This is a genomic window from Bradyrhizobium sp. 76 (genome assembly GCF_023073025.1).
Lineage (GTDB): Bacteria > Pseudomonadota > Alphaproteobacteria > Rhizobiales > Xanthobacteraceae > Bradyrhizobium.
This window is the reverse complement of sequence record NZ_JADPIS010000015.1, coordinates 798,016-823,544: the sequence shown is the minus strand read 5'-3', so window position 1 is coordinate 823,544 and position 25,529 is coordinate 798,016. Positions and strand designations below refer to the sequence as shown.

Annotated in this window: 22 protein-coding genes and 1 tRNA gene; 9 read left to right on the top strand and 14 right to left on the bottom strand. The window is 65.3% G+C overall.

What is annotated here, in order from left to right; translation table 11 throughout:
- The first annotated feature begins 390 nt into the window (after positions 1 to 390).
- Together metC and IVB48_RS04975 are read left to right on the top strand one after the other, a co-directional pair.
- Positions 391 to 1,575 (top strand): cystathionine beta-lyase, encoded by a 1,185-nt coding sequence (gene metC, locus IVB48_RS04980; RefSeq protein WP_247397914.1) that lies wholly within the window; start codon positions 391 to 393, stop codon positions 1,573 to 1,575.
- Between the two features lie 177 nt (positions 1,576 to 1,752).
- On the top strand, positions 1,753 to 3,444 hold the full coding sequence (locus tag IVB48_RS04975; RefSeq protein ID WP_027569959.1) for a Na/Pi cotransporter family protein: 1,692 nt from the start codon (positions 1,753 to 1,755) through the stop codon (positions 3,442 to 3,444).
- 10 nt (positions 3,445 to 3,454) lie between these two features.
- Here IVB48_RS04975 and IVB48_RS04970 read toward each other — a convergent pair whose 3' ends face one another.
- The 6 genes from IVB48_RS04970 to IVB48_RS04945 form a co-directional block, all read right to left on the bottom strand.
- Entirely contained in the window at positions 3,455 to 3,793 is a 339-nt protein-coding gene (locus IVB48_RS04970; protein WP_247397913.1) for a lipid-A-disaccharide synthase N-terminal domain-containing protein, read from the bottom strand.
- On the bottom strand, positions 3,790 to 4,521 hold the full coding sequence (locus tag IVB48_RS04965) for a glycosyltransferase family 2 protein (RefSeq protein ID WP_106943540.1): 732 nt from the start codon (positions 4,519 to 4,521) through the stop codon (positions 3,790 to 3,792). Before IVB48_RS04965 ends, IVB48_RS04970 begins: the two co-directional genes overlap by 4 nt.
- A 63-nt stretch (positions 4,522 to 4,584) precedes the next feature.
- Positions 4,585 to 5,430: a phosphatase PAP2 family protein gene (locus tag IVB48_RS04960; RefSeq protein WP_247397910.1), complete on the bottom strand. Its 846-nt coding sequence runs from the start codon at positions 5,428 to 5,430 to the stop codon at positions 4,585 to 4,587.
- 1 nt (position 5,431) lies between these two features.
- The gene (locus IVB48_RS04955) at positions 5,432 to 7,174 is read right to left on the bottom strand and encodes a glycosyltransferase family 39 protein (RefSeq protein ID WP_247397909.1); all 1,743 of its coding nucleotides are present in this window, start codon (positions 7,172 to 7,174) and stop codon (positions 5,432 to 5,434) included.
- Between the two features lie 50 nt (positions 7,175 to 7,224).
- Positions 7,225 to 9,351: a penicillin-binding protein 1C gene (pbpC, locus tag IVB48_RS04950; protein ID WP_247397907.1), complete on the bottom strand. Its 2,127-nt coding sequence runs from the start codon at positions 9,349 to 9,351 to the stop codon at positions 7,225 to 7,227.
- Between the two features lie 11 nt (positions 9,352 to 9,362).
- Positions 9,363 to 14,567, bottom strand: a complete 5,205-nt coding sequence (locus IVB48_RS04945; protein WP_247397906.1) for an alpha-2-macroglobulin — start codon at positions 14,565 to 14,567, stop codon at positions 9,363 to 9,365.
- Positions 14,568 to 14,969: 402 nt separating this feature from the next.
- On the opposite strand from IVB48_RS04945, the gene IVB48_RS04940 reads away from it, so the two are divergent.
- A tRNA-Arg gene (locus tag IVB48_RS04940) sits at positions 14,970 to 15,046 on the top strand.
- A gap of 464 nt (positions 15,047 to 15,510) precedes the next feature.
- On the opposite strand, the gene IVB48_RS04935 is transcribed toward IVB48_RS04940, so the two are convergent.
- Together IVB48_RS04935 and IVB48_RS04930 are read right to left on the bottom strand one after the other, a co-directional pair.
- Positions 15,511 to 15,795 (bottom strand): hypothetical protein, encoded by a 285-nt coding sequence (locus tag IVB48_RS04935; RefSeq protein ID WP_247397904.1) that lies wholly within the window; start codon positions 15,793 to 15,795, stop codon positions 15,511 to 15,513.
- Positions 15,796 to 15,890: 95 nt separating this feature from the next.
- Positions 15,891 to 17,174: a hypothetical protein gene (locus tag IVB48_RS04930; protein ID WP_247397901.1), complete on the bottom strand. Its 1,284-nt coding sequence runs from the start codon at positions 17,172 to 17,174 to the stop codon at positions 15,891 to 15,893.
- A gap of 139 nt (positions 17,175 to 17,313) precedes the next feature.
- Here IVB48_RS04930 and IVB48_RS04925 point away from each other — a divergent pair, with 139 nt between their 5' ends.
- A complete protein-coding gene (locus IVB48_RS04925; RefSeq protein ID WP_063994351.1) occupies positions 17,314 to 17,541 on the top strand; it encodes a DUF2171 domain-containing protein in 228 nt (75 codons plus the stop codon).
- 578 nt (positions 17,542 to 18,119) lie between these two features.
- Here IVB48_RS04925 and IVB48_RS04920 read toward each other — a convergent pair.
- Complete coding sequence (locus tag IVB48_RS04920; RefSeq protein WP_197031201.1) at positions 18,120 to 18,269, bottom strand: hypothetical protein; 150 nt, start codon at positions 18,267 to 18,269, stop codon at positions 18,120 to 18,122.
- Positions 18,270 to 18,514: 245 nt separating this feature from the next.
- On the opposite strand from IVB48_RS04920, the gene IVB48_RS04915 reads away from it, so the two are divergent.
- Entirely contained in the window at positions 18,515 to 18,676 is a 162-nt protein-coding gene (locus IVB48_RS04915; RefSeq protein WP_199198412.1) for a hypothetical protein, read from the top strand.
- 106 nt (positions 18,677 to 18,782) lie between these two features.
- Here the strand turns inward: IVB48_RS04915 and IVB48_RS04910 are convergent, their stop codons facing one another.
- From IVB48_RS04910 to IVB48_RS04900, 3 genes are all read right to left on the bottom strand, one after another.
- The gene (locus IVB48_RS04910; protein ID WP_247397899.1) at positions 18,783 to 19,568 is read right to left on the bottom strand and encodes a hypothetical protein; all 786 of its coding nucleotides are present in this window, start codon (positions 19,566 to 19,568) and stop codon (positions 18,783 to 18,785) included.
- A 184-nt stretch (positions 19,569 to 19,752) separates the two neighbouring features.
- A complete protein-coding gene (locus IVB48_RS04905; protein ID WP_247397897.1) occupies positions 19,753 to 20,001 on the bottom strand; it encodes a hypothetical protein in 249 nt (82 codons plus the stop codon).
- Between the two features lie 76 nt (positions 20,002 to 20,077).
- Positions 20,078 to 20,314 (bottom strand): hypothetical protein, encoded by a 237-nt coding sequence (locus IVB48_RS04900; protein WP_247286132.1) that lies wholly within the window; start codon positions 20,312 to 20,314, stop codon positions 20,078 to 20,080.
- Between the two features lie 268 nt (positions 20,315 to 20,582).
- On the opposite strand from IVB48_RS04900, the gene IVB48_RS04895 reads away from it, so the two are divergent.
- On the top strand, positions 20,583 to 20,930 hold the full coding sequence (locus IVB48_RS04895) for a DUF6481 family protein (protein ID WP_247397895.1): 348 nt from the start codon (positions 20,583 to 20,585) through the stop codon (positions 20,928 to 20,930).
- A 138-nt stretch (positions 20,931 to 21,068) separates the two neighbouring features.
- Here IVB48_RS04895 and IVB48_RS04890 read toward each other — a convergent pair whose 3' ends face one another.
- A complete protein-coding gene (locus tag IVB48_RS04890; protein ID WP_247397893.1) occupies positions 21,069 to 21,311 on the bottom strand; it encodes a pentapeptide MXKDX repeat protein in 243 nt (80 codons plus the stop codon).
- Positions 21,312 to 21,640: 329 nt separating this feature from the next.
- Here IVB48_RS04890 and dctP point away from each other — a divergent pair, with 329 nt between their 5' ends.
- Genes dctP through IVB48_RS04875 form a run of 3 tightly spaced genes read left to right on the top strand, consistent with a single transcriptional unit; the run spans position 21,641 to position 24,569 of the window.
- The gene (gene dctP / locus IVB48_RS04885; RefSeq protein ID WP_247397891.1) at positions 21,641 to 22,663 is read left to right on the top strand and encodes a TRAP transporter substrate-binding protein DctP; all 1,023 of its coding nucleotides are present in this window, start codon (positions 21,641 to 21,643) and stop codon (positions 22,661 to 22,663) included.
- Positions 22,660 to 23,214, top strand: coding sequence for a TRAP transporter small permease (locus IVB48_RS04880; protein ID WP_247397889.1), 555 nt, complete (start codon positions 22,660 to 22,662; stop codon positions 23,212 to 23,214). Before dctP ends, IVB48_RS04880 begins: the two co-directional genes overlap by 4 nt.
- Complete coding sequence (locus IVB48_RS04875; protein WP_247397887.1) at positions 23,211 to 24,569, top strand: TRAP transporter large permease; 1,359 nt, start codon at positions 23,211 to 23,213, stop codon at positions 24,567 to 24,569. Before IVB48_RS04880 ends, IVB48_RS04875 begins: the two co-directional genes overlap by 4 nt.
- A gap of 47 nt (positions 24,570 to 24,616) precedes the next feature.
- Here the strand turns inward: IVB48_RS04875 and IVB48_RS04870 are convergent, their stop codons facing one another.
- The gene (locus tag IVB48_RS04870) at positions 24,617 to 25,528 is read right to left on the bottom strand and encodes a hydroxymethylglutaryl-CoA lyase (RefSeq protein ID WP_247397885.1); all 912 of its coding nucleotides are present in this window, start codon (positions 25,526 to 25,528) and stop codon (positions 24,617 to 24,619) included.
- Position 25,529 lies beyond the last annotated feature (1 nt).

Genomic DNA, 25,529 nt, shown 5'->3' with positions numbered 1-25,529 from the left:
TTGGGCCTTTCAAAGTCGTCTCAAGGTCAGGAACGTTGTCTTTGCGATCGTCTCTGCCAGGGCTAGCCGTATCAAGACCAGCCCTGCAAGAGTCATGCTGGAAAACCTTGCCGATCACCCGCCGATCCCGGGAGGCCTTGCCTTAATCCTCGCCGAAAGGCGCCCGCCGTTATGGCTGTGGCGCTAGGTCCGGTCAGGCGATGGATCGAAGGTCGCGGCAGGCCCCTCAACATGCGGCGACTGAATAGCACCTGCGATAACAGAACGACTGGCGTGCCGGGTCAAGGGGTTGACGGGACTCTTCTGTGTTCTGTTATTAACGACAGCGGCCTTTCGGCCAGCCCGCCGGCGCAGCGCGCCTCGTGGAAACGCGCTTTTGAAAGCAGACGCATGGATTCCTCACACCCGTCCGAGCAGCACGCCGAGACCCGCCTGGTCACCTCCGGCCGCGACACCAAGGCGCAGAAGGGGTTCGTCAACCCGCCCGTCTTCCACGGCTCGACCGTGCTCTATCCGACCGCCGAGGACCTGCACGCCCATCGCGGCGAGTTCCAGTACGGCCGGCACGGCACGCCGACGACCCGTGCGTTCCAGGAGACCCTGATGGCGCTGGAGGGGCCGCAATGCGCCGGCGTCGGCATCGTGCCGTCGGGGCTGTCGGCGATCTCGACCACCCTGCTCTCGGTGCTGAAGGCCGGCGACCACATCCTGGTCTGCGACAACGTCTATCGGCCCTCGCGCAATTTCTGCAACGGCATGCTCACCCGCTACGGCGTCGAGACCACCTACTTCGATCCGATGATCGGCGCCGGCATCGACAAGCTGTTCAGGCCCAACACATGCGCCGTTCTGGTCGAGGCGCCCGGCTCGCAGTCGTTCGAGATGCCGGACATCCGCGCCATCGCCGAGGTCGCGCATGGGCGCGGCGCGCTCGTCATCGACGACAACACCTGGGCCACGCCGCTCTATCACCGCTCGCTCGAACAGGGCGTCGACATCAGCATGCAGGCCGCCACCAAATATATCGGCGGCCATTCCGACATCATGTTCGGCACCATCTCGGCTAATGCCAAGGCCTGGCCGCAGATCGCCGAAGGCATCCGCCTGCTCGGCGTTTGCGCCGGTCCCGATGACGTGTTCCTGGCACTGCGAGGCCTGCGTACGCTATCGGTGCGGCTGGCGCAGCATCATCGCTCCGGACTCGACATGGCGCACTGGCTTGCGAGCCGTCCCGAGGTCGCGCGCGTGCTGCATCCGGCGCTCGGGACCGATCCGGGCCATGCGATCTGGAAGCGCGACTTCACGGGCGCGTCGGGCCTGTTCAGCATCGTCCTGAAGCCGGCGCCGCAGAAGGCGGTCGACACCATGCTCGATACGCTCAAACTGTTCGGCATGGGCTTCTCCTGGGGCGGCTTCGAGAGCCTGGTGATTCCCTTCGATTGCGACGCCTATCGCACCGCGACCAAGTGGGCGCCGGGCGGCCCGACGCTGCGTCTGCATATCGGGCTCGAAAGCGTCGACGACCTCAAGGCCGACCTCGATCGCGGCTTCGCTGCCCTCAAGGCAGCAATGTGAGCCTGCTCACAAGGCATCGCGCCGCGGGACGCGCCAACGCGCGCCGCCGGACGCGCTAACGCGCGCCGGGGGAACGTGCAGAACCCGCAAACGTTAACGCCGACGCGCCAACAAATGGTTTGAACCTCAAGCATTTGGCGCTAGCCTCACCAATCGACTCCAATCCGGACTCGGAGCATGGGAACGTTGGTACTGCTCGATCTGATGGGCGGCGTGGCGCTGTTGCTGTGGGGCCTGCACATGGTCCACAGCGGGATTCTGCGCGCCTTTGGCCCGGACCTGCGACGGCTGCTCGGCAAGGCGCTTGGCAATCGCTTCAACGCGTTTGCCGCCGGTCTCGGGCTGACGGCGCTGCTCCAGAGCAGCACGGCGACCGCGCTGCTCACGAGCTCGTTCGCAGCCGAGGGCCTGCTCAGCCTGGTCACCGCGCTCGCCATCATGCTCGGCGCCAATGTCGGCACGACGTTGATCGTGCAGGTGCTGTCGTTCAACATCGCCGCCGTCGCGCCGGTCTTGTTCGTGCTCGGACTGGTCGCCTTCCGCGTGGGTCCGCGCTCGCGGATCAAGGACGTCGGCCGCGTCTTGATCGGTCTCGGACTGATGCTGCTGTCGCTGCACATCCTGCTCGACACGCTGGCGCCGGCCGAGAACGCACCGGGCGTCCGCGTCGTGATGTCCTCCATCACGGGCGATCCCGTTCTGTGCATCGTGATCGCGGCGCTCGTCACTTGGGCGGTGCATTCGAGCGTCGCCAGCGTGCTGCTGATCATGTCACTCGCCTATTCGCAGTTCATCTCGCCTTACGCGGCGCTCGCACTGGTGCTTGGCGCCAATCTCGGCAGCGCCATCAATCCCGTGTTCGAAGGCGCCAAGCGTGACGATCCCGCCAGCTATCGCCTGCCGGTGGGCAATCTCGTCAATCGCGTGATCGGGATCGCCCTGGTCCTACCCTTCCTGGGCCCGATCGCCGAGCACATGCACGCCTGGCAGCCGGATCTCGCCAGGATGACTGCGGCGTTCCATATCGCCTTCAACGTCGGCACCGCCATTATCTTCATCGGCCTGCTCGACACCATGTCGCGCCTGTTGACCCGGCTCCTGCCCGATCGTGTGCAGGAGGCCGATCCGGCCCGGCCGCGCTATCTCGACGAGACCGCGCTAGAATCGCCGTCGCTGGCGCTGGCCGATGCCGGCCGCGAAACCCTGCGCATGGGCGATCTCGTCGAGATCATGCTGCGCAAGGTGATGGCGGCGATGATGAGCGGCGACCGCGCGCTGGTCGACCAGGTCTCGAAGATGGACAACATCGTCGACGGCCTCGACGAAGCCATCAAGCTCTACGTGACGAAACTCATGCGGGGCAGCCTCGACGAGAGCGAGGGCCGGCGCGCGATGGAGATCATTTCCTTCGCCATCAATCTGGAGCATATCGGCGATATCATCGACAAGAGCCTGAGCGAGCTCGCGACCAAGAAGATCAAGCGCCGCTTCCAGTTCTCGCCCGAGGGCGCCGAGGAACTCGCCGCCTTCCACAAGCGCACGATGGATTCGCTGCGCATCGCCTTCGGCGTCTTCATGTCGGGCGACGCCAACGAGGCACGCAAGCTGCTGGTGGAGAAAACGGCACTGCGCAATACCGAGCTTGCCGCCGTCGAGCGCCACCTCGACCGCCTGCGCGAGGGCCGTCCCGAGACCATCGAAACCACGTCGCTGCATCTCGACGTACTGCGGGACCTGCGCCGCATCCACTCGCATATCTGCTCGGTCGCCTATCCCGTGCTCGACGCGGCCGGCGAGCCCCATCGCAGAACCGAGACGGAGACCGCTGCCCTGCCTGCGACAGGCGCGGCGTCAGCGCTGCCGCGCTAGTCGCCTTGGATCAGCGCTCCAGCGTCTTCGAGGTGCGGCTGCGGTTCTTCACGATCAGCATGATGTTGCGGATATAGATGATGGTCGCGAGCGCCTGTCCGAGGATGATGACAGGCTCGCGCTTGACGACGCCGTAGACCAGCGTCATCAGCCCGCCGCCCATGGAGCAGAACCAGAACGCCATCGGCACCACGCTGTTGCCGGCGCGCTCGCTCGCGATCCACTGCACCAGGAAGCGTGCCGTGAAGAACAGTTGCGCGACGAGGCCGAACGCGAGCCAGAAGTCGAACTTGGCCACGAAGACGTCGTAGAAATAGTTGCTCAGCGCCTGACCGTATTGGATGATCATGCCTTCACCTCAGTCACATCTGGCGTCGGCTTCTTGCGGCGGATCAGCCACCACACGCCCACGAGATCCATGATGCCGATCCACAGCCGGTCGAAGAAACCGTAGTTTGACACGCCGGAGCGGCGCGGCCGGTCGATCACGTCGACATAGGCGATCTCGTAGCCCTCGCGGCGCACCAGCGCCGGCAGGAAGCGATGCAGCCCGTCGAAATAGGGCATCATCAGGAACACCTCGCGTCGGAACGCCTTCAGGCCGCAGCCGGTGTCGCGCGTGCCGTCCTTCAGGATCGCGTTGCGGACGCCGTTGGCGACGCGCGACTGAAATTTCTTGAATCCGGTATCCTTGCGGCCGACGCGTTGTCCGGCGGCAAGTCCAACCTTGCTTCCGTTCTCGACGGCCGCGATCAAGTCCGGCAGGAAGGCGGGATTGTTCTGGCCGTCGCCGTCGAGCGTCGCCACGATCGCGCCGCGTGCCGCACGCACGCCGCTGCGCACGGCCGCGGATTGGCCGCCTGATTTGGCATGGCGCAGCTGGCGCAGATTGTCCCGCTGCTTCATGACCGCGCCGAGCCGTTCGCCGGTCGCGTCCGTCGAACCGTCATTGACGTAGATGATCTCATAGGCCCAGCGGCCATCGAGCGCCGCGCCGATCTCCTCGATCAACGGCACGATGTTGTCGGCTTCGTTGCGCACGGGAACGACGATGGAAACCGAGGGCTGGGACGACAAATCGAAGCTCGTGGTTGGAATTGGCTTGGCTCGGGAGCCGGCGGTCCCGGCAGGCAGCCGCTTTTATGGGGCGGATGCCCCGTGGGCAACCCTTTTGAGGCGGCCCGAGACCGCCCCTGCAAGAGGCACAATGCTGCCGTCGGCGCGGATGGCAAAGCCGAGCCTGCGGGCCGCGAACCAGTAGCGCACCGCCATGGCGCCGACTATGCCGACCAGGGCGCCGGCCACCACGTCACTCGGGTGGTGCGCGAGCAGCACCAGTCGCGTCAGCAGGATCACGATCGCGTAAGTGAACATGAATACGCGCAGGCGCGGCCACAGTGCCGAGACCGCAAACGCCAGCGCGAACGCCGTCACCGCATGCCCCGACGGCAGGCTGGCATAGGCCCCCGTCCCCTCGAACGGGATGAAGTTGAAAGGATTGGCCTTGCCGCCGACGAACGGACGTCCGCGACCGATGAGATATTTCAGGATCTCGGCGACGAATACGGACACGGCAACAGACAGAAACATGAACTGCAGTCGCGTGCCGAGGCCTAGCAGCAATGCGCGGCTCGTGCCGTGCAATCCCGCCGCAACCAGCGCCAGCACCACCAGCACGCCCCCGAGCACCGAGAGCACATACTCGTCCTTGCCGAAATCGGTAAGGATGCGGATCGGCCACAGCCCGGGCGTGCCACGCGCCGGCATCAGCTGGATCTCGGTCAGGTCGAACACGACCATCAGCGCGATGACGAGGGTTGCACCTGCCGCACTGAGCCACAGCGAATGCCGCGCCAGCTTCCGCGCGGCCTCGGCGCGGCGCGAATGCGAGGGCGTGCGCACAAGCTGTGCCAGGGCGCGCCTCGACAGGGCGAGCAATTGCGCGGGATAGCTCGCGCGCGGCGCGATGTCGGTTGGTGCCGACATCCTACTCGGTGCCTTCCGAGCGGAAGATCGAGATCGAGATCGCACGCCCTTGCGAGAAATTATAACCGTCAATGCGCGTGCCGACCTTGTAGCGCAGCCCAATCGCCTCGGCGCGCTGCACGAAGCCGCGCTCCGAACGCTGCTCGATCAGCGCGAACCGGCAGCTCCCCTGCCGCAGGAAATCCGCCGCGCCCGAACCGTCGGTGAGCAGCGTCTGCGTGCCGGTCAGGAAGACGAGGCTCGGCTCGTGATAGCCGGCCGCGGCAGCCTTCGGGCCGACGCAGGTGACGTTACGAAGCGCGCGTGCGATCTCGATGCTCGGAAACACCGGAGCCAGCGACGGCAGCACGATGCCGTAGACGGTCACCGCGAGCATCAGGGCTGCGACCAAGGCGTTGAGCAGCGAGCGCTCGGCGTGGTTATTGTCGTGAAGCCACCAGGCGAACAGGCCGAAGATCAGCGAGGCCGCGATGAACGGCCAGGCCACGAAAGCAGGTTGCCGCGTCAGCATCACCGCGCCGACGACGGCGATGATCGAGCCGCCAACGGGGATCGCGAACCACCAGGCCGAACCGCGCATCAGCCAGGACCACGACAGCACGCGCCGCTCGAGCGCGCCCGCGGTGAGGATCGCGATCGCAGGGTACAGCGGCAGCACGTAATGCGGCAGCTTGGTCAGCACCACCTCGAACACGATCCACGACGGAACCAGCCAGGCCAGCAGGAATTGCGCGCCGGGCTCGCGCCGCGCACGCCAGACCGCCGGCGCCGCCATCGCCGCGAGCGGCGCGCCGGGCCAGAACGTGATCCAGAACAGCACCAGGTACAGTCCGGGCGGCGCGCCGTGGGATTCCTGCGCGCCCAGCTTGCTCAGCATGTCGCCGCCGACGGAATCAGCGAAGAAGGCATCGCCCGCGCGCCAGAAGATCGCGACGAACCAGGGCAGCACCAGCACCAGCATCCACATCAGGCCCCAGAGCGGGCGCAGCCTCCATAGCCAGGAGGCATCGCGGTCCTGGATCGCGAGCGCGACAATGGTCAGGCCTGCGAACATCAGGATCAACGGGCCCTTGATCAGGATGCCGACAGCGAGCGCGGTCCAGAAGATCGCGGGCCAGCTCCAGGGCGGATGCGTCTCATCCTCGGCGCGCTGCCACGACAGATAGGCCCGCGCCATCGCGCCCATCGCGGCGACCACGCAGAACAGCAGCATCGCGTCGGTCTTCGCAAGCCGCGCCTCGACGCCGAGCAGCACGGAGGCGCACATCAGAAGCGCTGCAAGCACCGCGGCGCGCCGCGTGACGAAGCCGAGCGCCGTCCAATAAGTCATGAGCACGGCACCGATGGCGCCGATCAGCGAGGGCAGCCGGTAGACCCAGATTCGCAACTCGGCCTTCGGCAGACCGAGCGCCGATGCCGTCTCGACCGCGGCCGCTTGCAGCCAGTAGATCCCGACCGGCTTCTTGTAGCGGACGTCCTCCTGAAAGCGGATGTCGACATAATCGCCGCTCTCGACCATCTGCTTGGTGGCCTGCGCAAAGCGCGCCTCGTCGCGGTCAACCGGCGGAATCGTAAAGAAGCCCGGCAGGAATAGCAGCAGCGCGCACAGCAGCAGGAAGCTCACCGCGCGGACGTGGCTGGCCGTGGCGATATCGAACATGGACACGAGCCGGCTGCCCGGATTCACCGGGGATTTCGGCTCGCGCGGAGCTCCAAAACGGGGTGCTGGGTAGGTCTCGGCCATCGGTTCCGCTTACGCTGAAACCGCCATCGCCACAACCGCTTGAGGCAGGGTCATTGAATTCGAATGACAACTGTGTCCGCGGCGCCCGTGGCGTCGATGACGGTCAGCCGCGCAAAGCCGGGACCGGGCGGATCGATCAGCCGCTGGCGCCGTCCGTCTATCTCGCCCTGCGCCGTTCCGTTAACCATGACGGTCATGGGCAGGACGCCGCCGGCGACTTTGACTGGCATGGCTGCGCCCGCATCGCCACCTGAGCGATCGACGTCGATCCGCGAGCCGTTCAGCGGAAACTGGATGTGCAGGGCCTGTTCGCCCCCAGTCCGCACCAGATCCCCGACCGGGCGGAACCGCCTCAAGGGCAACGGCAGCTTGGCGTTGCTGGCAACCAGGGTCCCCTTCGGTGGCTTCGGCAACGGCAGGACCGTCTTGCCGGTCCGGGCGAAGGCGTCGAACAGGATCGGTGCGGCGGCAACCCGACCGATCAGGCCTGGAACCGGCGCACCATCGGGCCGGCCGACCCAGACGCCGATGGTCATGCGCCCGTCAAAGCCCATCGACCAGGCGTCGCGGTAGCCGTAGGAGGTGCCGGTCTTGAAGGCGATGCGGTTGTGAGCTGCGTTCTCCGGCGGCGGGGTGCCGAGCAGCACATTGCCGACCTGCCAGGCCGCGACCTGATCGAGCAGCCGCAGCGGCTCGCGGTCGTCCCTGTCAGTTATGATCTCGCGCAGCGGCCTGGTGGTGCCGAGCCGGGCGAAGCCCGCATAGAGCTGGGCGAGGTCCTGCAGCGTCACGCCGACGCCGCCAAGGCCCATGGCAAGTCCCGGCGCCTCGTCCTTGGGCAGAACCAGATTGCCACCGGCCTGGCGCAGCCGCGAGGCCAGCCGGCTCGCGCCGACGCGGTCGAGCAGGACGATCGCGGGCACGTTCAGTGACAGCTGCAGCGCCTTCTTTACCGGCACCGTGCCTTGGAACGTCATGTCGAAATTCTCCGGCGCGTAGGAGCCGAAGCGCACGGGCCGATCGTCGATCAGACTGTCGGGATGAACGAAGCCGTCCTCGAAAGCGAGCCCGTAGATGAAAGGCTTCAGCGTCGAGCCCGGCGAGCGGACCGCGCGGGTCATGTCGACCTGCCCTGCCCGGCGCTCGTCGAAATAATCCGCCGAGCCTACGCGCGCGAGCACGTCGCCGCTCTCATTGTCGAGGACGATGATGCCGACCGAGATGTTCGGCCCCAACGCAATGGCACGATCGCGCGCCAGCGGCTCCAGCACCTTCTGCAGGTTGGCATCCAGCGTCAGCTTGATGACGAGGGCGTCCTTGACCGTCGCGAGCGCCGCATCGGAGGCATGCGGCGCCAGGATCGGCATCGGCTTGCGCAGTTTCGGCACGGGAACGGCTTTGGCCTGCTTGGCATCGTCGCGGCTGATCTGTTGCTCCTCGACCATGCGGTCGAGCACGCGGTCGCGCGCTTTGCGCGCCGCATCGGGATAGCGATCGAGCCTGCGGGTCTCCGGGGATTGCGGCAGCGCGACCAGCAACGCGGCTTCAGCCAGCGACAACCGCTTCGGCTCCTTGCCGAGATAGGCGATCGAGGCGGCGCGAATGCCCTCGAGGTTGCCGCCGTAAGGCGCGAGCGCCAGATATAGGTCGAGGATCTGCTCCTTGCTCAAGCTGCGCTCGATCTCGATCGCACGCACCATCTGCCGCAGCTTTGCATAAAGCGAGCGCTGCCGCCGCGGCTCCATCAGCCGCGCGAGTTGCATCGAGATGGTCGAGCCGCCCGAGACGATGTGGCCGCGCGTCCCAAGCTGAAACGCAGCGCGCCCCAGCGCCAGCGGGTCGATGCCGTCATGTGCGTAAAAGCGCTGGTCTTCATAAGCGAGCAGCAGCTTGAGGTAGGTCGGATCGACATTCGCCTTTGTCTCGACCGGTAGCCGCCAGCGCCCGTCCGCCATCGCATAGGCGCGCAGCAGCTTGCCGTTGCGGTCGACGATGGTGGTGGAAACCTGGCGGGCTTCGTCGAAAGGCAGCGGGCCGAGGGAGTAAACCCACGCGACGAAGCCGACGATGGTGAGGATGAGCGTGAGCGCGAGGCTGGAGAGGAGGCGATGGCCCCTGCCCCTTGCTCCATCATGGCTGGGCTCATCCCGGCCATCCAGATTTTCTCTCCCGCTCATCTTGCCATCACTCACTTCGCCGCCCGCACCTCGACCGTGCCGGTCCCGGTGCGGCCGTAGCGCGAGGGATTGTACATGTCTTCGACATAGGCTTGCGGCAGCACGTATTTGCCGGGCGAGACCACACGCACGACATAGGCCACCGTGAACACCGCCTTGGAATCCGAGGCCCGGTCGACGGCAGCCGTGAAACGGTCGTCGCGGAACTCGGTATCCTCGGGCTCTTCGCCATCCTCGATCCAGCCCAGCGTGCCGCTGTCACCCGACGACACCAGTTTTGGATTGTCGATCTCGAGGCCGGCCGGCAGATAGTCGGACACCATGATATGGCCGTACTCGGGCTTGGCCTCGGTGATCTTGAGCACCACGGCGAAGCGGTCGTTCTGCTTGACCTTGCTGATATCGGCGGGCTTGCCGTCGAGCGTGAAGAAACTGCGCTCGATCTTGAAGCCGTTCGATGCCGCGGGCTCCGGCGTCACCGGCGAGCCCGACACCGAGACCACCGCCTGCACCGGCGCATCACCGGTGTTGGTGATCTTCAGCGACTTGCCTTCCAAGGTCGCAGCCTTGTAGCTGCGGTACAGCGCGGTCTTGACCGGCTGGCCGTCCACCTCCATCGACAGGTTCTCCTTGGCGAGCGCGCGCGCCGCCAGCACCAGCCACGCATTCTCCTGCGTGGAGGTGTAGGGCGTCAGCCCGCGCGCGGTCTCGACCCGCGACACCGCCTGCGTCAGCGTCGCCTTCGGGGCATTGCCTTCACTGGCAAGCGACACCAGCGCTGCGGCATCGCGGAGCTGCGAGCCATAGTCGGTGCGGCCGAACTCCAGCACCGGCTTTGGGGCGAGACTGTCGAGGGCTGCGCCATAGACCCGCTCCGCACGGTTGCGGTCGCCGACCAGCGCGAGCGCCGCGGCGAGCTGCGATTTCGCGATAGGAGTGGCGAGGTTGCTCAGCTTGGTGTCGGCGAGATAGCGGAGGTCGCCGATTGGCGCCGCGCCGTTTCGCGCAAGCACATAGAGGCCGTAGGCGAGATCGCGGCCGCCGTCCTTCTCCGGCTCGTTGCCGTTGACGACGGAGTTGCGGACACGATCCAGCGCAGTCTTGAACAGCACATCCGGCACCACAAAACCCTTTTCGCGGGCGCGGGTCAGGAAGTCCGTCACATACGCATCGAGCCAGGCATCGTCACCACCGGGCGACCACAGCCCAAACGAGCCGTTCGAGCCCTGGCGAGCCAGCAGCCGCTCGATGGCGTCGCGGATGCGCTGGTCGACCTCGGTGTCCATGGCCAGATGCGCGCCGACAGCGAGCTCGTTGACATAGAGCAACGGCATCGCCCGGCTGGTGATCTGCTCCGAGCAGCCATAGGGATAGCGGTCGAGCGCTTTGAGGATCGTCGCTGCATCGAGCGCAGTCGACAGGCTGGCTGAGACCGAGACGCTGCCGGTTCCCGGCACGAGATCGGCGAACATATCCGAGGTCAACGTCAGGCTCTCGCCCTTCGCGAGCGTCCGGATCGAGCGCCGCGCCAGGACTTGCGTCGCCGCCTTGACGTCGAGCGCATAATGGCGCGCCAGCGCCAGGCCATTCGGCCCCTTGATGTCGACGTCGAGCGTCGCCTGCCCCGCCGCCGTCGCGTCGATAGCGAGCGAGAAGGAGTTGCGCTGCTTGGCGGCGAGCTTGACCGTGGTTGCGGGATTGCCGGTCATCTTCACCGGCCCGCCCGTCTTCACGTTGATGACGTAATCGCCGGCCTGCCCTTCGACATTGTCGATCTCGAGATTGACCGTGCCGTGGTCGCCGTTGAGCAGGAAGCGCGGCAGGGTCGTGGTCAGCACCACGGGATCGCGGATCACGACGTCGATGTTGGCGCGACCGAGCTTGGTCGCGGTCCACGCCACCGCCATCACGCGCGCGGTGCCGGCGAACTCCGGAATATCGAAGCTCACTTCTGCCGTGCCGTCGGCGGCAACGGTGACGATGCCCGAATAGAGCGCGAGCGGCTTTTGCGCGGGCGGCGAGCCCTGGAGCTCGGCGGCACCAGCGTCGCCGCCGGACTTGATCTGCCCGCGCGTGCCCGACATGCCGTCGATGAGTTGCCCATAGAGATCGCGGATCTCCGCGCTCAGGCGGCGCTGACCGAGATAATAGTCGTCCGGCGCGGGCGGCTTGTAATTGGTGAGATTGAGGATGCCGACGTCGACCGCGGCGATGACGATCTTGGCGTCCTCGCCCGGATTGAGCCCGTCGAGCTTGACCGGGATCTTCAACATCGCATTCGGCCGGATCAGAGCCGGCGGCGTCAGCTTCACCTGGAGCGTGCGGGTCTGCTTGTCGATGCCGAACCATTTGAGGCCGATGGCACGGCCCGGCATGCGTTGCGCGGCCGCATCGAGCGGACGGCGCAGCGTCGCCACCACATAGGCGCCGGTGCCCCAGTCCTTGCCGACCGGGAGCTTCACCTGGGCGGTGCCTTCCTTGACGTCGATGGTCTGCGTCGTCAGCAGGCGATCGCCGAGCACGTTGACCGTCAGCTTGCCGGCGCTGCGGACGTTGACCGACACGGTCATCGTGTCGCCCGAGGCGTATTGCGGCTTGTCGATCGAGGTCTCCAGGAGGTCCGGTGTGTCGGCGCTGCCGTCGGAATACCAGCCGACGTCGAACTGCACCGAGGTCACCGGGCCGTCGGCGTCGTTCGACTTCACATCCAACCGGTAGCGGCCGGGCCGTGGGGTCAGCGCAATCCGCGACGGCTTGTCCGCGGCAACGGTCACGTCGCCGTCGGAGACGCGCGAGGTCGATTTGACCGGCTCGTACTCCCAGTAATTGCTCTGGCGATACCACTGGTAGCGCGACTCTATCTTCAGGAGCTCGTAGCGCAGGCCGTCGCGGCGAAGCCTCTCACCCTCGGGCGAGACGAACACGACATCGAACTCGGCCTTGTCGCCCTCGGCGACGTTCTTGTCGCCGAACAGCGGCTTGATGCCGATCATGGCAGCAGCAGGCGCGACCGGCAGCACGATCTTGCGTTCGACGGCGCGGCCGCCGGTCTCGACCATGCGGACGAAGATCTGCGCCTCCTGCGGTCGCGTCGAGGCCGGCTGCTTGTCGAGCGTGACCGGGAAGGTGGCAACGCCGTTGGCGTCAGCTTCCGGCAGGTTCTCCAGCGGCGTGCGCTCGTTCGAGGTGGTCTCCTCGTCGGCAACGCCGAACTGGTAGCCGGCAAAGCCCGGCCGCTCCGACGCGGGCGCGACCAGCATGTCGCCTTCGAGCGCCAGCCCGGAGGCCGGCGCGCCATAGAGGAAATGACCGTCCGCCTTAAGCTCCACTGGAGCGTTAGCTTTGATCAGCTTGTCCTTGGCAGACAAGTCGAATTCGATCCGATCAGGGACGTAGTCCTCGACCATGAAGGTAGTTTCGCCGACCGAAGAGCCCTTCGGATCGGTGAAGGCGCGCACCCGCCAGGTCCCGGTCGGGACGGCCGAGTTGAGCGGCACGGACAGGGTGCGCCCGCCGGCGCCCTGGTCGGCCAGCACGGCGCGGCGGTATTCGACGCCGTCGGGGCGCTCGATCACCAGGGTCATCGGCCCGCCGGTGACCGCGTTGCCCTGCCCGTCGCGCAACAGCGCGGTCAGATAGACGGTCTCGCTGGAGCGGTAGACGCCGCGCTCGGCATAGACGAAGGCGTCGGCGCCCGCAGGCACGGCCCTGCCCGAAACGCCACGGTCCGACAGGTCGAAGGCGGAGGACTTGAGGCTGAGGAAGGCATAGTCGGCCTTCTCACCGGTCACGGTGAGCATCGCCGGCGACAGACCGCCCTCGCCGCGCGCAAGCCCCGCCTCGAACAGCAAATGGCCGCTCTCATCGGTCTTGCGGGTGGCCAGGATCTCGTTGTTGCGCGCGACCAGCCGCACCTCGGCCTTGCCGACCGGATCGGTCGAGGCCAGCGAATTCACGAAGACATGGATGCCGTCATTGCCGGAATAGGCCGTAACGCCGAGATCGGACACGATGAACCATTGGGTGGCGAGCTGGTAGTCGTCGTCCGAGCCCGGCCCCTTGGCCGCGGCCGTCATCACATAAACGCCGGGCTGCAGTTCGCCGAGCGCCTGGTCGACCGGGAATGCGGTGGTGACGTCCTGGTTCAGCGTCATCGCGGTCGCGAGCTCGCCGGTCCAGACTTTCACGCCGCGCTCGCCGCCGAGATCGCTGAGCTGGTATTTCGACAGAGTCTTCTGGAAATCGCTGTCGACCACCGTGTTGATCAAATTGCGGTCGCCGATCCGGAACACGTTGATGTTGACGGCTGGCGTGTTGACGCTGACCACGGGAATGCCGCGCTGGCCGGTCCTCGGCAGCACATAGGCGCGCCTGGTGAAGCGCACGAACGGCTTGCGGTCGCGCACATAGACGTTGAACTCGGCCGATTTCGGCAGGCCCTCCTTCACGGTGGACGGCAGGCCGGCGCGCAGATTGATGTTGTAGCGCTCGCCATGCTTCAGCCCGTCGACGCAGAGCTGCTTGCCCTCGGCCGACAGGGCCGGCTTGTCCTGGCCCGCCAGCGCGAGGTACGGCGCGAAATCGGTGCGTTTCGCCAGTTCCTCCGAGAACTGGAAGCAGGCGCGCGGACTGGCGGAGTCCGAGTCCACGGTGTAGTCGAGCAGCCGAAAACCGTGCTCGTCACGCATCTTCTCATATTGGCCGCGGACATCGGCGACCTCGCGCATGTCGAGCGACAGCCGCAGCGCATCCAGCGCCGGCCGCCACAGCTTGCGTTCGGACAGCGACTTGCCGAGCACCGCGAGCGCGTCGGCCTCCTCGCCCGCATTAGCGGCACGCTGGTAGGCGATGTAGGCGGCAGTCGAGGCGCGCTCCAGCAGGAACGTCTGCTCGCTCGAATTCTTCGGCGATATCTGGAAGATGACTTTCGCCAGCCGCAGCCAGTTGCCGGCATCCTCCGGCGTGGTCGCCGCGATCTGGCCGAGCACCGACAGGCCGGTGCGATAGTCGTTGCGCCGGAAGGCAGCATCGGCGTCGGTGCGTAAGCTCGCGCCAGTCTTGGCGACCGGCCCCGCCTCGCCCTTGATCTGCGCCTCCAGCTTGATCGCGGAATCGGCGAGGTCGTCCCGCCTGAAGGCTTTGTCGGCGGCCTGCGCTACGCTAAGGCCGAACGCCAGCGTGGCGCAGAGTGTGACGGCGCGAACAAGACCGATCATGGATGGACTCCCGGAGATCGCGGACGAACGCCGCTTGTCGCATGAAATGCGCGGAAAGGTGACGGACTCAAGGCGATGGAACCAAAGGTGCAGATCGTCGCATTCGCCATGATAAGGCAGGCCCAGAGGAGACCGATCAAGCTACCGCCGCGCACGCCGTCCTGATGGCGCAGCAATACCCGACCAGTCGTCCGGCGGCCGTGTCCCGGAAGCTGGCCAGCGTTCCCGGCGATGTGATCCATCGTCCAGTCCGCTGCCGCTCAACCCGGCACCCTGACACCCCACCGTTCCGCTTTGTCGCGGCTTCGCGGAAAACGGTTCGGTTCAGGCTTGGCGAAAGACGATATTTTTCATAATGGCATGGTAGATGAACTGCCGGCCCCAACCAGGGGGGCTCAAGACGGTCCCGTAGCTCAACTGGATAGAGCATCAGATTTCTACTCTGAGGGTTGCAGGTTCGATTCCTGCCGGGATCGCCATTTTCAGGTTCAAGCGCTCATGGTGAGCCCGGTCTACGACGCGCGCCCGCGGGGTCCGCTGTCCTTCACGAACGCGTGGGTCGCCTCGCTCCGGGCTTTGATCCGGGCAAACGAGCCCTATCTATCCGCCGAGCGACGTGCGCCCGATAAGGACTTCGATGCCACTATCCGACTTGACGAGAATGGCTATCGCATCTGCGGTGGCGGTTGTGGCAATATCGTTTCTGGCAGTTGACGCGGGAGTCGTGAACTCCGGTGTGGTCACAAAGCCCATCGCGACGGCCCGGGCCACTATCGCGGACGCGGCAGCGAGTCAGCATCAACTCGCGTTCGCCGTTCAGGCGTGGGCGCGTCGCGACCACCAGAAGCCGGCCGTGGAAGAATGCCTGGCGATCGATTGAAACAGCGCAGTTTGTAGCCGCTCTCGTCTCGCGGATGTATGCGCAACGTAACAATCATGTTTGTTATAGGCCGTTATTCCCCCGGATGAAGATCGTCCAAATCCAGCCGAACAGTGCGCTCAAGGCGGCGACCGATGCGGCGATTGCCGCGGTCCGAGTCCACCAGATCTGCCGCTCGTGCCGTTCGATATCCGCCTCGGATTTTTGATTATCTTTCCAGTTCAGCCATTCCTGGGCGAACCCGATCGTCATGACGGGCGCGGTTCCGATCGCGATCGCTCCTGCGGATGCCGCCTCGGTCTGGGCGAGGCGCGCTCGGACGTTGGCTGCACCCGTCTTTTCAAGCACCGCAAGCCATTCTGGGACTGTTCGTCTGAAACATGCCATGTGCATTCCCTGTAAGGAAACGCTTTCGGTCGCTCTGTCATGGCCTTGCACCGTACTCACCCTTCAGCGTCCCCCTGATGTTGCGCCCACCACCCGGCAATCGCCGCCGCGAGATCCTTCCACGACTCGGTCGGCAGATCCGGCACGGCGACCCGGACGCTGTACCGATCCGTAGTCGCGTCGTGAAACCACTCGGTCGCCGCGAAATCGAAGCCAAAACTGCCGGCGTGGCGAATGGGGAAGCCTTTGCCGCTCAGGTCGCGGCTCATGTCGTCGGCCGCCTGCCGCGCGGTCGCCTCGTCGAGGGCGCGCCTGCCGCGAAGCGTGACATAGAGGCCGTGGGTGAAATGCAGCTCGGCCGAGAGCGAAGCGAGCTCGGAGGCGAAATATCGCGCCGTGTGGCGACCGTTGCGCAGGATTGCCGCGACGCGCCTTTTCGTCAGGGCCCAATAGGCCGCCGAGCCCACGAATGGCGGGAAGTGCGCCGGCAACGCCGCGCCACCGAGAAGCCGGACGGCATTGCGGGTTTCCGCCGCCAGGCTTTCGGACAGCAGCTGGCCTGCCTTGAGGTCCTTGCGGCTCCAATGCACGAAGACGGCAGAGCCCAGCCGGCCATATTCCACGCCGAGCGAATCCAGCTTGTTGTGACTTCGCACCAACACGACGGGGATGTCCCATCGCGCGGCCCATCTCAGGACGCGCCGGATGCGCCCTGACCTGCCGGCGAAACATGTCGTGTCGAAAATCAACAGGTCGAGCCCCGAACCGTCGCAGCGCAGAGCCGCCTCGAACGCCCCGGCAGGGGCGCATGAATCCAGCAGCAGAAGCTGTGGCGCGGCCGCCGCATCAAACGCTTCGCCCAGCGGCAGCCTGGCGGTCACAAGCCGCAAATGGGCGACGAGGCTCTCGATCAGCTCCACTGTCTCGCCGTAGGTGCCCGGCAGCACTACGACGTCTGCCTTGCCGATAGTTCGTGCGGACGCGAGCAGCAGTGCGGAGGTCGCGGCCATGCCGGAGGCGGTATAGATCGCCTCGCTCCTGCAGCCCCGCTCGAGTTCATAAAACGAGGGACCGCACACCTTGAGGTCCGCGCGCTGATAATCGTAGCTGAACACGAACGGACCGCTGGAGGGAGACGCCGCGTGCGACCAAGCCGTCTCCGTCGCCTTCCAGTCCTGCAGCGCATGCTCCGCGCGCAGCGCGGCGGCGAGCTGAAATTTGGAGTCTACAACCTCCTCGACCGATTGCGGCCGAGCCAAATGCAGCGGGCTCCTCAGGCAATCGTTCAGCAGCCCGATTTCCCTGTGCTTTCGTTCGAGATAGGCCTCGGAGGTCTCCATGCGGATCTTGATGATGGTGGTCTTGGCAATTGCGACTGCCTTTCAACGTTCGGCGAACGCATTGGCTCCAACAGCCGGGCCCGCTCATCCTTGCAACAAAGACCGGCCCTCGCCGTTGACACTTCATAGGGAGAACATCATGAGCGAGATCAGAGAGCACATGAAGATCATCGGAAAGGACGGCGCACCTGTCGGCACCGTCGACCGCGTTGAGGGCAACCGCATCAAGCTGACGCGGAAGGACAGCCCGGAAGGTCACAAGGACCATCATCATTACATCGACACGAAATATGTGGGTGCTGTCGAAGGCGATGTCGTCAAGCTCTCGGTGAATGCCGACGCGGTGCCAAAGTCGGAAGCTGCCTGACACACTGCAGCCCTTTGCAGGCTTTTTGTTTGTTCACGATCCTGCTCCGCTTCGTTCCGCGAAACGAATCGCGATCGGAAAATCGTCATCCGAACGAGTCTTAACGTCGCGTTTCGGCGACTTGCGTCAGGCGTCGAGCGTCACGAGCACGGGCCGGAAGCGGTAGGCATCGATCGCGGCGTTGGACAGTAGCAATCGTCGCCTTTCGCCAGCCAGCATCATGCGGTCGATCCTGTGCAGGATTAATCGGGCCGCGTCCCTGCGCTCGCCAGTCAGCAGGCCGGATTGGTCGAGATACTTCCAGGCAATCTCGAAAGGATTGTGCGCGCAACTCGGGATCGGTCATAGCGGCTCAACGTCGCCGGGAAACCGACGTTCCACCTGCACGCGCCTCCCGCTCGGTCGTCCTTGATCTCACGCGAAAAGAATTGAGGGGGCGCGGAACGAACCTGCGATCGACGCGTTCGAAATCCAGTGGTGCCGATTTGCCAGCCCCGATCGGCTCTCGAGAACCCCGTGCTTGTCCCCCGAGCACGGGGTTTTTCTGTGAATACGGGTATTGTCGTAAGAGCGTGAGCTCAGTCCGTCCGCTCTTCGCGCCGGTCGCGGGCGAGTTGATGCCAGGCCAGGGCCAGCTCGATGAGACGTTGCCGGTCGGGACCTTCGGCCGCCACGGCGCGCTTCATCGCCGCCTCGGCTTCATGCTGTGGATCGTACTTGGTACACATGAAGCCAATTCTAGCCGGACGATCTGGACAAGCGCGTGGCAATTTCGTCCGTATGATTGCGGGGTTAAGCCTCCCCACACGGATTTGCGACGCGATCCAACTCACGCATCTGTCGAACGACCGGCAACCATTGCAGGCTTGACGCGCACCGATCTGTGAAGTGCGTCACAGCCGGCGCCCGGCGTCTCCGCTAAACAGTCCTCAGCGCTCCCAGAGAGCGAGAAGGCTTGGGAGATATTCCCGTCATGACACAAGAAGCCGCAGCCGAAATTGCCGTCCCGACGCGGCGCGAACGATCCGACCCGCTCGGCATCGCATATCTTGCGACCATCGGCATCGTGATGCTGGCCTGGATCGCAGGCCTGGTCTGGGCCGCGATCGCGTTCTTCGGCTGGCTGGTTTCCTGAGGCGCGGGCCGATCCTCTTTAATTCCCGGCCAGCTGGCGGCCAGCGCCAAACGAAAAGAGGCGGGATCTTGGCCCGCCCCTTCGCTTCAGCTCTCGCCTGGAGTGCTCAGTAACAGGCCCGGGGATCGGCCTGCACATACTGGCCGCTCGGATAGCGGTAGTAGCAGTTGCCTTGGGCCAGATAGTAGCCGGGGCGCGAAGCAGCCGTCGCGCCGGCGATCGCGCCGGTGGCACCGCCGATCACGGCGCCTGCGGCCGCACCCGAGGCGTTGCCCGAGATCAGGCCGCCCAGCACACCGCCGACGATGGCGCCGCCAAGGGCGCTCGCGCCGGGGTCGGCTGGCGGCGGAGGCGGCGGCGGTTCGTAGGCGACGGGCGGGGCGTAGGCTACCGGCACGTCGTCGTAATAATCCTCCGAAATGTAGGCCGGGGGCCCCTCCATCCGCTGCGGATAATAATACCGCGCGCCGCCCACATCCCACCACCAGCCGGAGCGGCCGTTGTGGACCTCGTGGCGCCAGCGTCCGCCATCCCAGGCGAGATGGCCGCGATAGGCATGTCCGCCCCAATCGCGCGCCGGCGCGGGACCCCTGGCGTAATTGCGTCCGGGCGGCGGACCGCCGGCATTGCGCGGCGCAGGACCTGCACCTGGACCTGCATGACCAGGACCGCCAGCGTGGGGCTGGCCGCCGGGCTGTGGCGCGGGCCGGACAGCCTGCTGCGGCGGCGGACCCTTGCGCATGTTCTGAGGCGGCGCGCCGCCGCCTGGCCCGGCCGATGGCTGGGCGGCGTCTCTCGGCGGTCTGGCGTCCTGAGCCTGCGCCGGGACGGCGAGCAATGCCATGGCCGAAACCAAGGGAATGATGATCTTGATGCGACTGGACGCACTCATGCGTGCTTGCCCCCTACTCTCTCGATTGCCGTCAATGGCCGTGATGCCTCGCGCGATAGACGATTCGGCTCGCGCTGAGCTGATGCCGGCTGACATGACTGACCTGCTTTGGTCGCCCAAGTCCCGTTACAAATGATTAAGATCACGACATTTTTCCGTCCGCCCGGGCCGCTCTGGAGTGCCTCTAGCGGGCCGGCTCGATCACATTGCAGTTGCTTCGCCCGGACATCAGGCAGTCCTGCATCTTGCTCGCGGAGGTGAGATCGCGGGCGAGCCACCAGCCGACGCCGAGGATCACGATCGCGATGATCAAGCCGGCGATGGCGCCGCGGCGGTTGTCACCGGCCTGAGGTTTTGGAGGGGATTTGAGCTTAGCGCCCGGTTCGGGCTTAGCTTCGGAATTAGGCTCGGAATTGGCTTCGGACTTGGACATGGCTGACCGATTACGGGGCGAGCGGGCTTTATCACCTCTGCGGGGTGGCGTCACATCCCGCCCAAGCTTCTCCCGGTTAGCCTCGAGTGGGCCGGATCGCTTCCTTGCGCGAGGTTTCGACCGCCGGGATCGCCTGCTGGACCCGCGGTGCGCAGGTCGTAAGTACAAACGCGGTCTGGGTGCATTCCCAATCTGCACCCAAGACGGCACTTTCGATCGGCTGCGGGCCAGCGAGGAGCAGCGCCGCACCGGCCAGGGCTGCCACCGCGACGGCGATTGCGAGCGCCTTCAGGCTCAGTCTTGAGATCGTCATACCCGTGCTCCGCGTCTCATACCAGGGCGGACGCTAGGCACCGCCCTGGTGCCCCCTTATGAGGGACATCACAATTCGGCAGTTTTTCGGGGCTACGAGAGATCGTCGGGGGCGGCGATTTTCGTCTACCTGATCGGCTGCGATTATAGGTGGCATCACGGCGCGCGCCGATGTACACGCATCTGCGTCGCGCGGCGCCCGCTATGCCCAGCCGACGTACCAACAGGCAGTGATGTAGGATCGAAAGCGAGGATGACAAGGTTCGCCGATGAGTGGATTTAGGGAACCAGGCTTCTCCGACCGGCAAAAGGCGGCACAGGAAGCACGCAAAAACCTTTTGAACAAATTCAAGTCGCAGCCGGGGCCGGATGATCCCGCGGTTGTGGCGAAGCGTGCGGAGCGCGAGGCCCTTGCGGCCAAGCGCGCCGAGGCAAAGACTGCGCGCGAGACGGAAAAGGCCGAGCAGAAGCGCCTTCAAGAAGAGGTTGCCGCGCTCGAGGCCGCGCGGATCGCCCGCGAAGCCGAAGAAGCCGTCGCGAAGGCGGCCGAAGCCGAGGCCGATCAAAAGGCCAAGCGAGACGCCCGCTACGCCGCCCGTAAGGCGAAGCGCAAGTAACGTTCGCAAGTCTAACGCTCGCAAGTCACGTTCAATTGAATTTGGACTGAAACAATACTCCGGGGGCGGTCTACGTGACCGCCCCCGGATTTTTGGCGCGCGTCTGCCTGTCGCAAGCGCCTCCTCGACGATGGAAGATCAGTGCTTCTTCATCATCCCGTCGTCTTTCTTCATCCCGTCCTTCGACATCGTGTCCTTCTTCATGCCGTCGTCCTTGGACATGGTGTCCTTCTTCATGCCGTCCTTGGACATCGTGTCCTTTTTCATCATGCCTTCATCCTTGCCCATCTTGTCCTGGGCAAAGGCAGCCGGCGACAGCGCGAGGCCGAGCGAGAGAATGGCCGCTGAAACGCCGAGCGCGATGCGGGTACGAATGGTCATGACTGGTCTTCCCTTCGAGATGAGGTTTGTCAGCGACGGACGCCGCTATCTGATCTCGACGGATTGCCACGGGGCGTTGTTACTCGGCCGCTGATAAATTTCCGCGGCAATTGCCGCTGATGCAGTAAATCAGAAGTGTGCAACGCAGCATGGCCGGCACTTGCCGCGGCATTCGGTCTCGAACTATCAGATGAGAGAACATTGTCCGAAAGACCGGCTAGGATGGGCTTCAGCACGGTCTCAAAGACCAACCCAAAATCAAGGCAAACAAGGCCGTCCAAAGAACCGTCCAAAAAATCGTCCAAGAAACCGTCCAAGGGAATCACGCCATGCTTACGCGCCGCCACCTGATTGCGACCGCCGTCGCCGCACCCGCCATTCTCCGTTTCGGCACCGGCACCGCGCATGCCGCGACCACGCTGAAGATCTCGCATCAATTCCCCGGCGGCACCGTCGATAAGGGCGATTTCCGCGACCGGCTCTGCCGCATGTTCGCCGCCGAAGTCACCAAGCGCAGCAATGGCGACATCGCCGCCGAGATCTATCCGAACTCCTCCCTGATCAAGACCAACGCGCAGTTCTCCGCGATGCGCAAGGGCGCGCTCGACATCAGCCTCTATCCGATGCCCTATGCCGGCGGCGAATTGCCGGAAACCAATATCGGCCTGATGCCGGGCCTCGTCACCACCTACGACCAGGGCATGCGCTGGAAGAAGGAGCCGGTCGGCAAGGCCTTGACCGACTTCCTCGCCGACAAGGGCATCATCCTGCTCAGCTGGGTGTGGCAGGCCGGCGGCGTTGCCAGCCGTTCCAAGCCGATCGTGGCCCCCGAAGATGCTAAGGGTCTCAAGGTGCGCGGCGGCTCTCGCGAGATGGATATGGTGCTGCAGACCGCCGGCGCATCCGTGCTGTCGGTGCCCTCGAACGAAATCTACGCAGCGATGCAGACGGGTGCCTGCGATGCCGGCATCACCTCCTCGACCAGCCTGATCTCGTTCCGCCTCGAAGAGGTCGCGAAATCGCTGACCTCGGGCGCAGGTGCGTCCTACTGGTTCATGCTCGAGCCGCTGATGATGTCGAAGGCGATCTTCGACAAGCTGCCGAAGAACCAGCAGGACGTCCTGCTCGCAGTCGGCACCGAGCTCGAAGCCTTCGGCCGCAAGGGCGCGCAGGACGACGACGTCGAGGTCGCCAAGGTCTACGAGAAGGCCGGCGCCAAGGTCTCGGTGCTCGATGCCGCGACCGTCGGCAAGTGGCGTGACATCGCCCGCGACACCGCGTGGAAGGACTACGGTGCCAAGACCGCGACCTCGGCCAACCTGCTCAAGCTCGCGACCGACGTCGCCGCATGAGCCACGATCCGCTTCCGGATCGTGACGACCAGGCAAACGCTGCCGCAAGGACCGGCCTTGCGGCGGCGATCGATCGCGGTCTCGCCATCCTCAACAACATCATCGTCGTGTTCGCAGCGATTGCGCTGATCGCGGCCTGCGCCATCCTGAGCTACAGCGTGCTCAGCCGCGCCTTGTTCAAGGCCGCCAATTACTGGCAGGACGAGGCCGCGGTGTTCCTGCTGGTCGGCGCCACCTTCATGACGGCCGCCTACGTGCAGCAGAACCGCGGTCACATTGGCATCGAGGCGTTCGTCGGCCTGCTCTCACCGCTGGCGAACCGGATCAGGCTCTGGCTGGTCGATGCCGTGACGCTTCTGTTCTGCGCTTTCTTCGCCTGGAAGTCGTGGACACTGGCGCATGAAGCCTATGTCGACGGCCAGGTCTCGAACTCGATGTGGTCGCCGCCGCTGGCCATCCCCTATTCGCTGATGGCGTTCGGCATGAGCCTGCTCTGCGTCCAGATCCTCGTGCAGCTTGCGCTGCCTTTCGCTGGAGCCAGGCGTTCATGAGCGTTTTCGGTATCGGCCTCGCGTACGGGATCGCGACGTTGGTCGTGATGTTTTCGGGCATGCCGATTGCGTTCGCGCTCGGCGCGGTCGCGGTCGTGTTCATGGGCATCTACATGCCCACCGCCTCTCTCGATACGGTGACGCAGAACGTCTACGAGGAAATGGCCTCGATCACGCTGCTGTCGATCCCGCTCTTCATCCTGAAGGGCGCCGCGATCGGCAAGTCGCGCGCGGGCCAGGATCTCTACTCGGCCCTGCACGCCTGGCTGCACCGCGTCCCCGGCGGCCTCGGCGTCGCCAATGTGTTCGCCTGCGCGTTGTTTGCGGCGATGGCGGGCTCCTCGCCCGCGACCTGCTCGGCAATCGGCTCGGCCGGCATCCCCGAGATGCGCAAGCGCGGCTATTCCGGTGGTTTTGCCGCCGGGATCATCGCCGCCGGCGGCACGCTCGGCATTCTGTTGCCGCCGTCGATCACCATGATCCTGTTTGCGGTCGCCGCCGAAAAATCGCTGGGACGGCTGTTCCTCGCCGGCATCGGGCCCGGCCTGCTGCTGGTCTCGCTGTTCGGCGTCTACGCCGTGATCCGCTTCCGCCAGGAATATGCCGCGGCCGAAGCGATCTACAAGAACGGCGGCCCAGAAGCTGCGATCCTTGCCCGTGACGAATACACGCTCGCGGAACGCTTCAGTGTGCTGCCGCGCGTGATCCCCTTCGTGCTGCTACTCACCGGCGTCATGATCGCGCTCTATGGCGGCTATGCGACGCCGTCGGAGACCGCTGGCCTCGGCGGCCTCTTGGCGCTGGCATTGATCGCGGCGATCTATAGCGTTTGGCGTCCGAGCGACCTCGCCCCAATCCTGAAATCAACGATCCGGGAATCGACCATGCTGATGATGATCATCGGCATGTCGCTGCTCTACTCCTACGTGATGAGCTATCTCCACATCTCGCAATCGGCCGCTGAATCCGTCGTCGCGATGCACCTGCCGCGCTGGGGCCTCTTGTTCGCGATCCTCGTCATGGTAGTCGTACTCGGCTTCTTCCTGCCGCCGGTCTCGATCATTCTCATGACCGCGCCGATCATCCTGCCGCCGCTCCGCGCCGCCAATTTCGACATCATCTGGTTCGGCGTCGTCATGACCATCGTGATGGAGATGGGGCTGATCCATCCACCCGTCGGCCTCAACATCTTCGTCATCCGCAACGTCGCGCCCGACATCCCCTTGCGCGAAGTGATCTGGGGCACGTTGCCGTTCGTGCTGCTGATGATGGTCGCGGTGCTGCTGCTGTGCTTCGTGCCGGAGATCTCGACCGGGCTGCCGGACCTGGTGATGGGGCCGGACGGGAGCAGGTAGCTGCTGCGTCCACCGTCATTGCTTCGCTGCGCTCGCAATGACGGGAATTAGGAAGTCGCGCGCTTCCTCCTAGCGTTCAGCGCGGACGCCACGCGGCTCACGGGCGGTTTGCCCAGCACGCCGCTCATCTCGTTCGTCGCCGCCAGCAACCGATCCATGTCGACGCCCGTCCTGACCCCCATGCCCTCGAGCATATAGACGACGTCCTCGGTCGCGACATTGCCGGTCGCGCCAGGCGCGTAGGGACAGCCGCCGAGGCCGCCGGCGGCGGCGTCGATGACGCGGACGCCCTGCTCCAGCCCGGCATAGAGATTGGCGAGTGCCTGGCCGTAGGTGTCGTGGAAATGCATCGCGAGGTTGGCGGGAGGGATGTTGGCGCTGACCGCGCGCAGCATCTCCTTTGCCTTTTCGGGCGTGCCGACCCCGATGGTGTCGCCGAGCGAGATTTCGTAGCAGCCGAGCTCCCACAGCGTGGTGGCGAGATCGGTGACGGCTTTCGGCTTGATCTCGCCGTCGAACGGACAACCGAGCACGCATGAGATATAGCCGCGAACCGGCACACCATCGGCCTTGGCGCGCGCCAGCACCGGCTTGAACCGTTCGATGGACTCCGCGACCGTGCAATTGATGTTGGCCCGCGAAAAGCCCTCGGAGGCCGCCGCGAACACCGAGACGATCTTGGCGCCGGCCGCGCGCGCCGCGTCATAGCCCTTCTCGTTCGGCACCAGCACGTGGAACTCGGCGCCGGTCAGGTGGCTGACGCCGCGCAGCACAGCGTCCGAGCTCGCCATCTGCGGGATCGCCTTGCGCGAGACGAAGGCGCCGACCTCGACTGTATTGAGGCCGGCTGCGACCAGCGCCTCGATGAAGGCGATGCGGGCCTCGACGCTGACCGCCGTCTTCTCGTTCTGCAGGCCGTCGCGCGGCCCCATTTCGATGATGCGGACGGGATCGCTCATC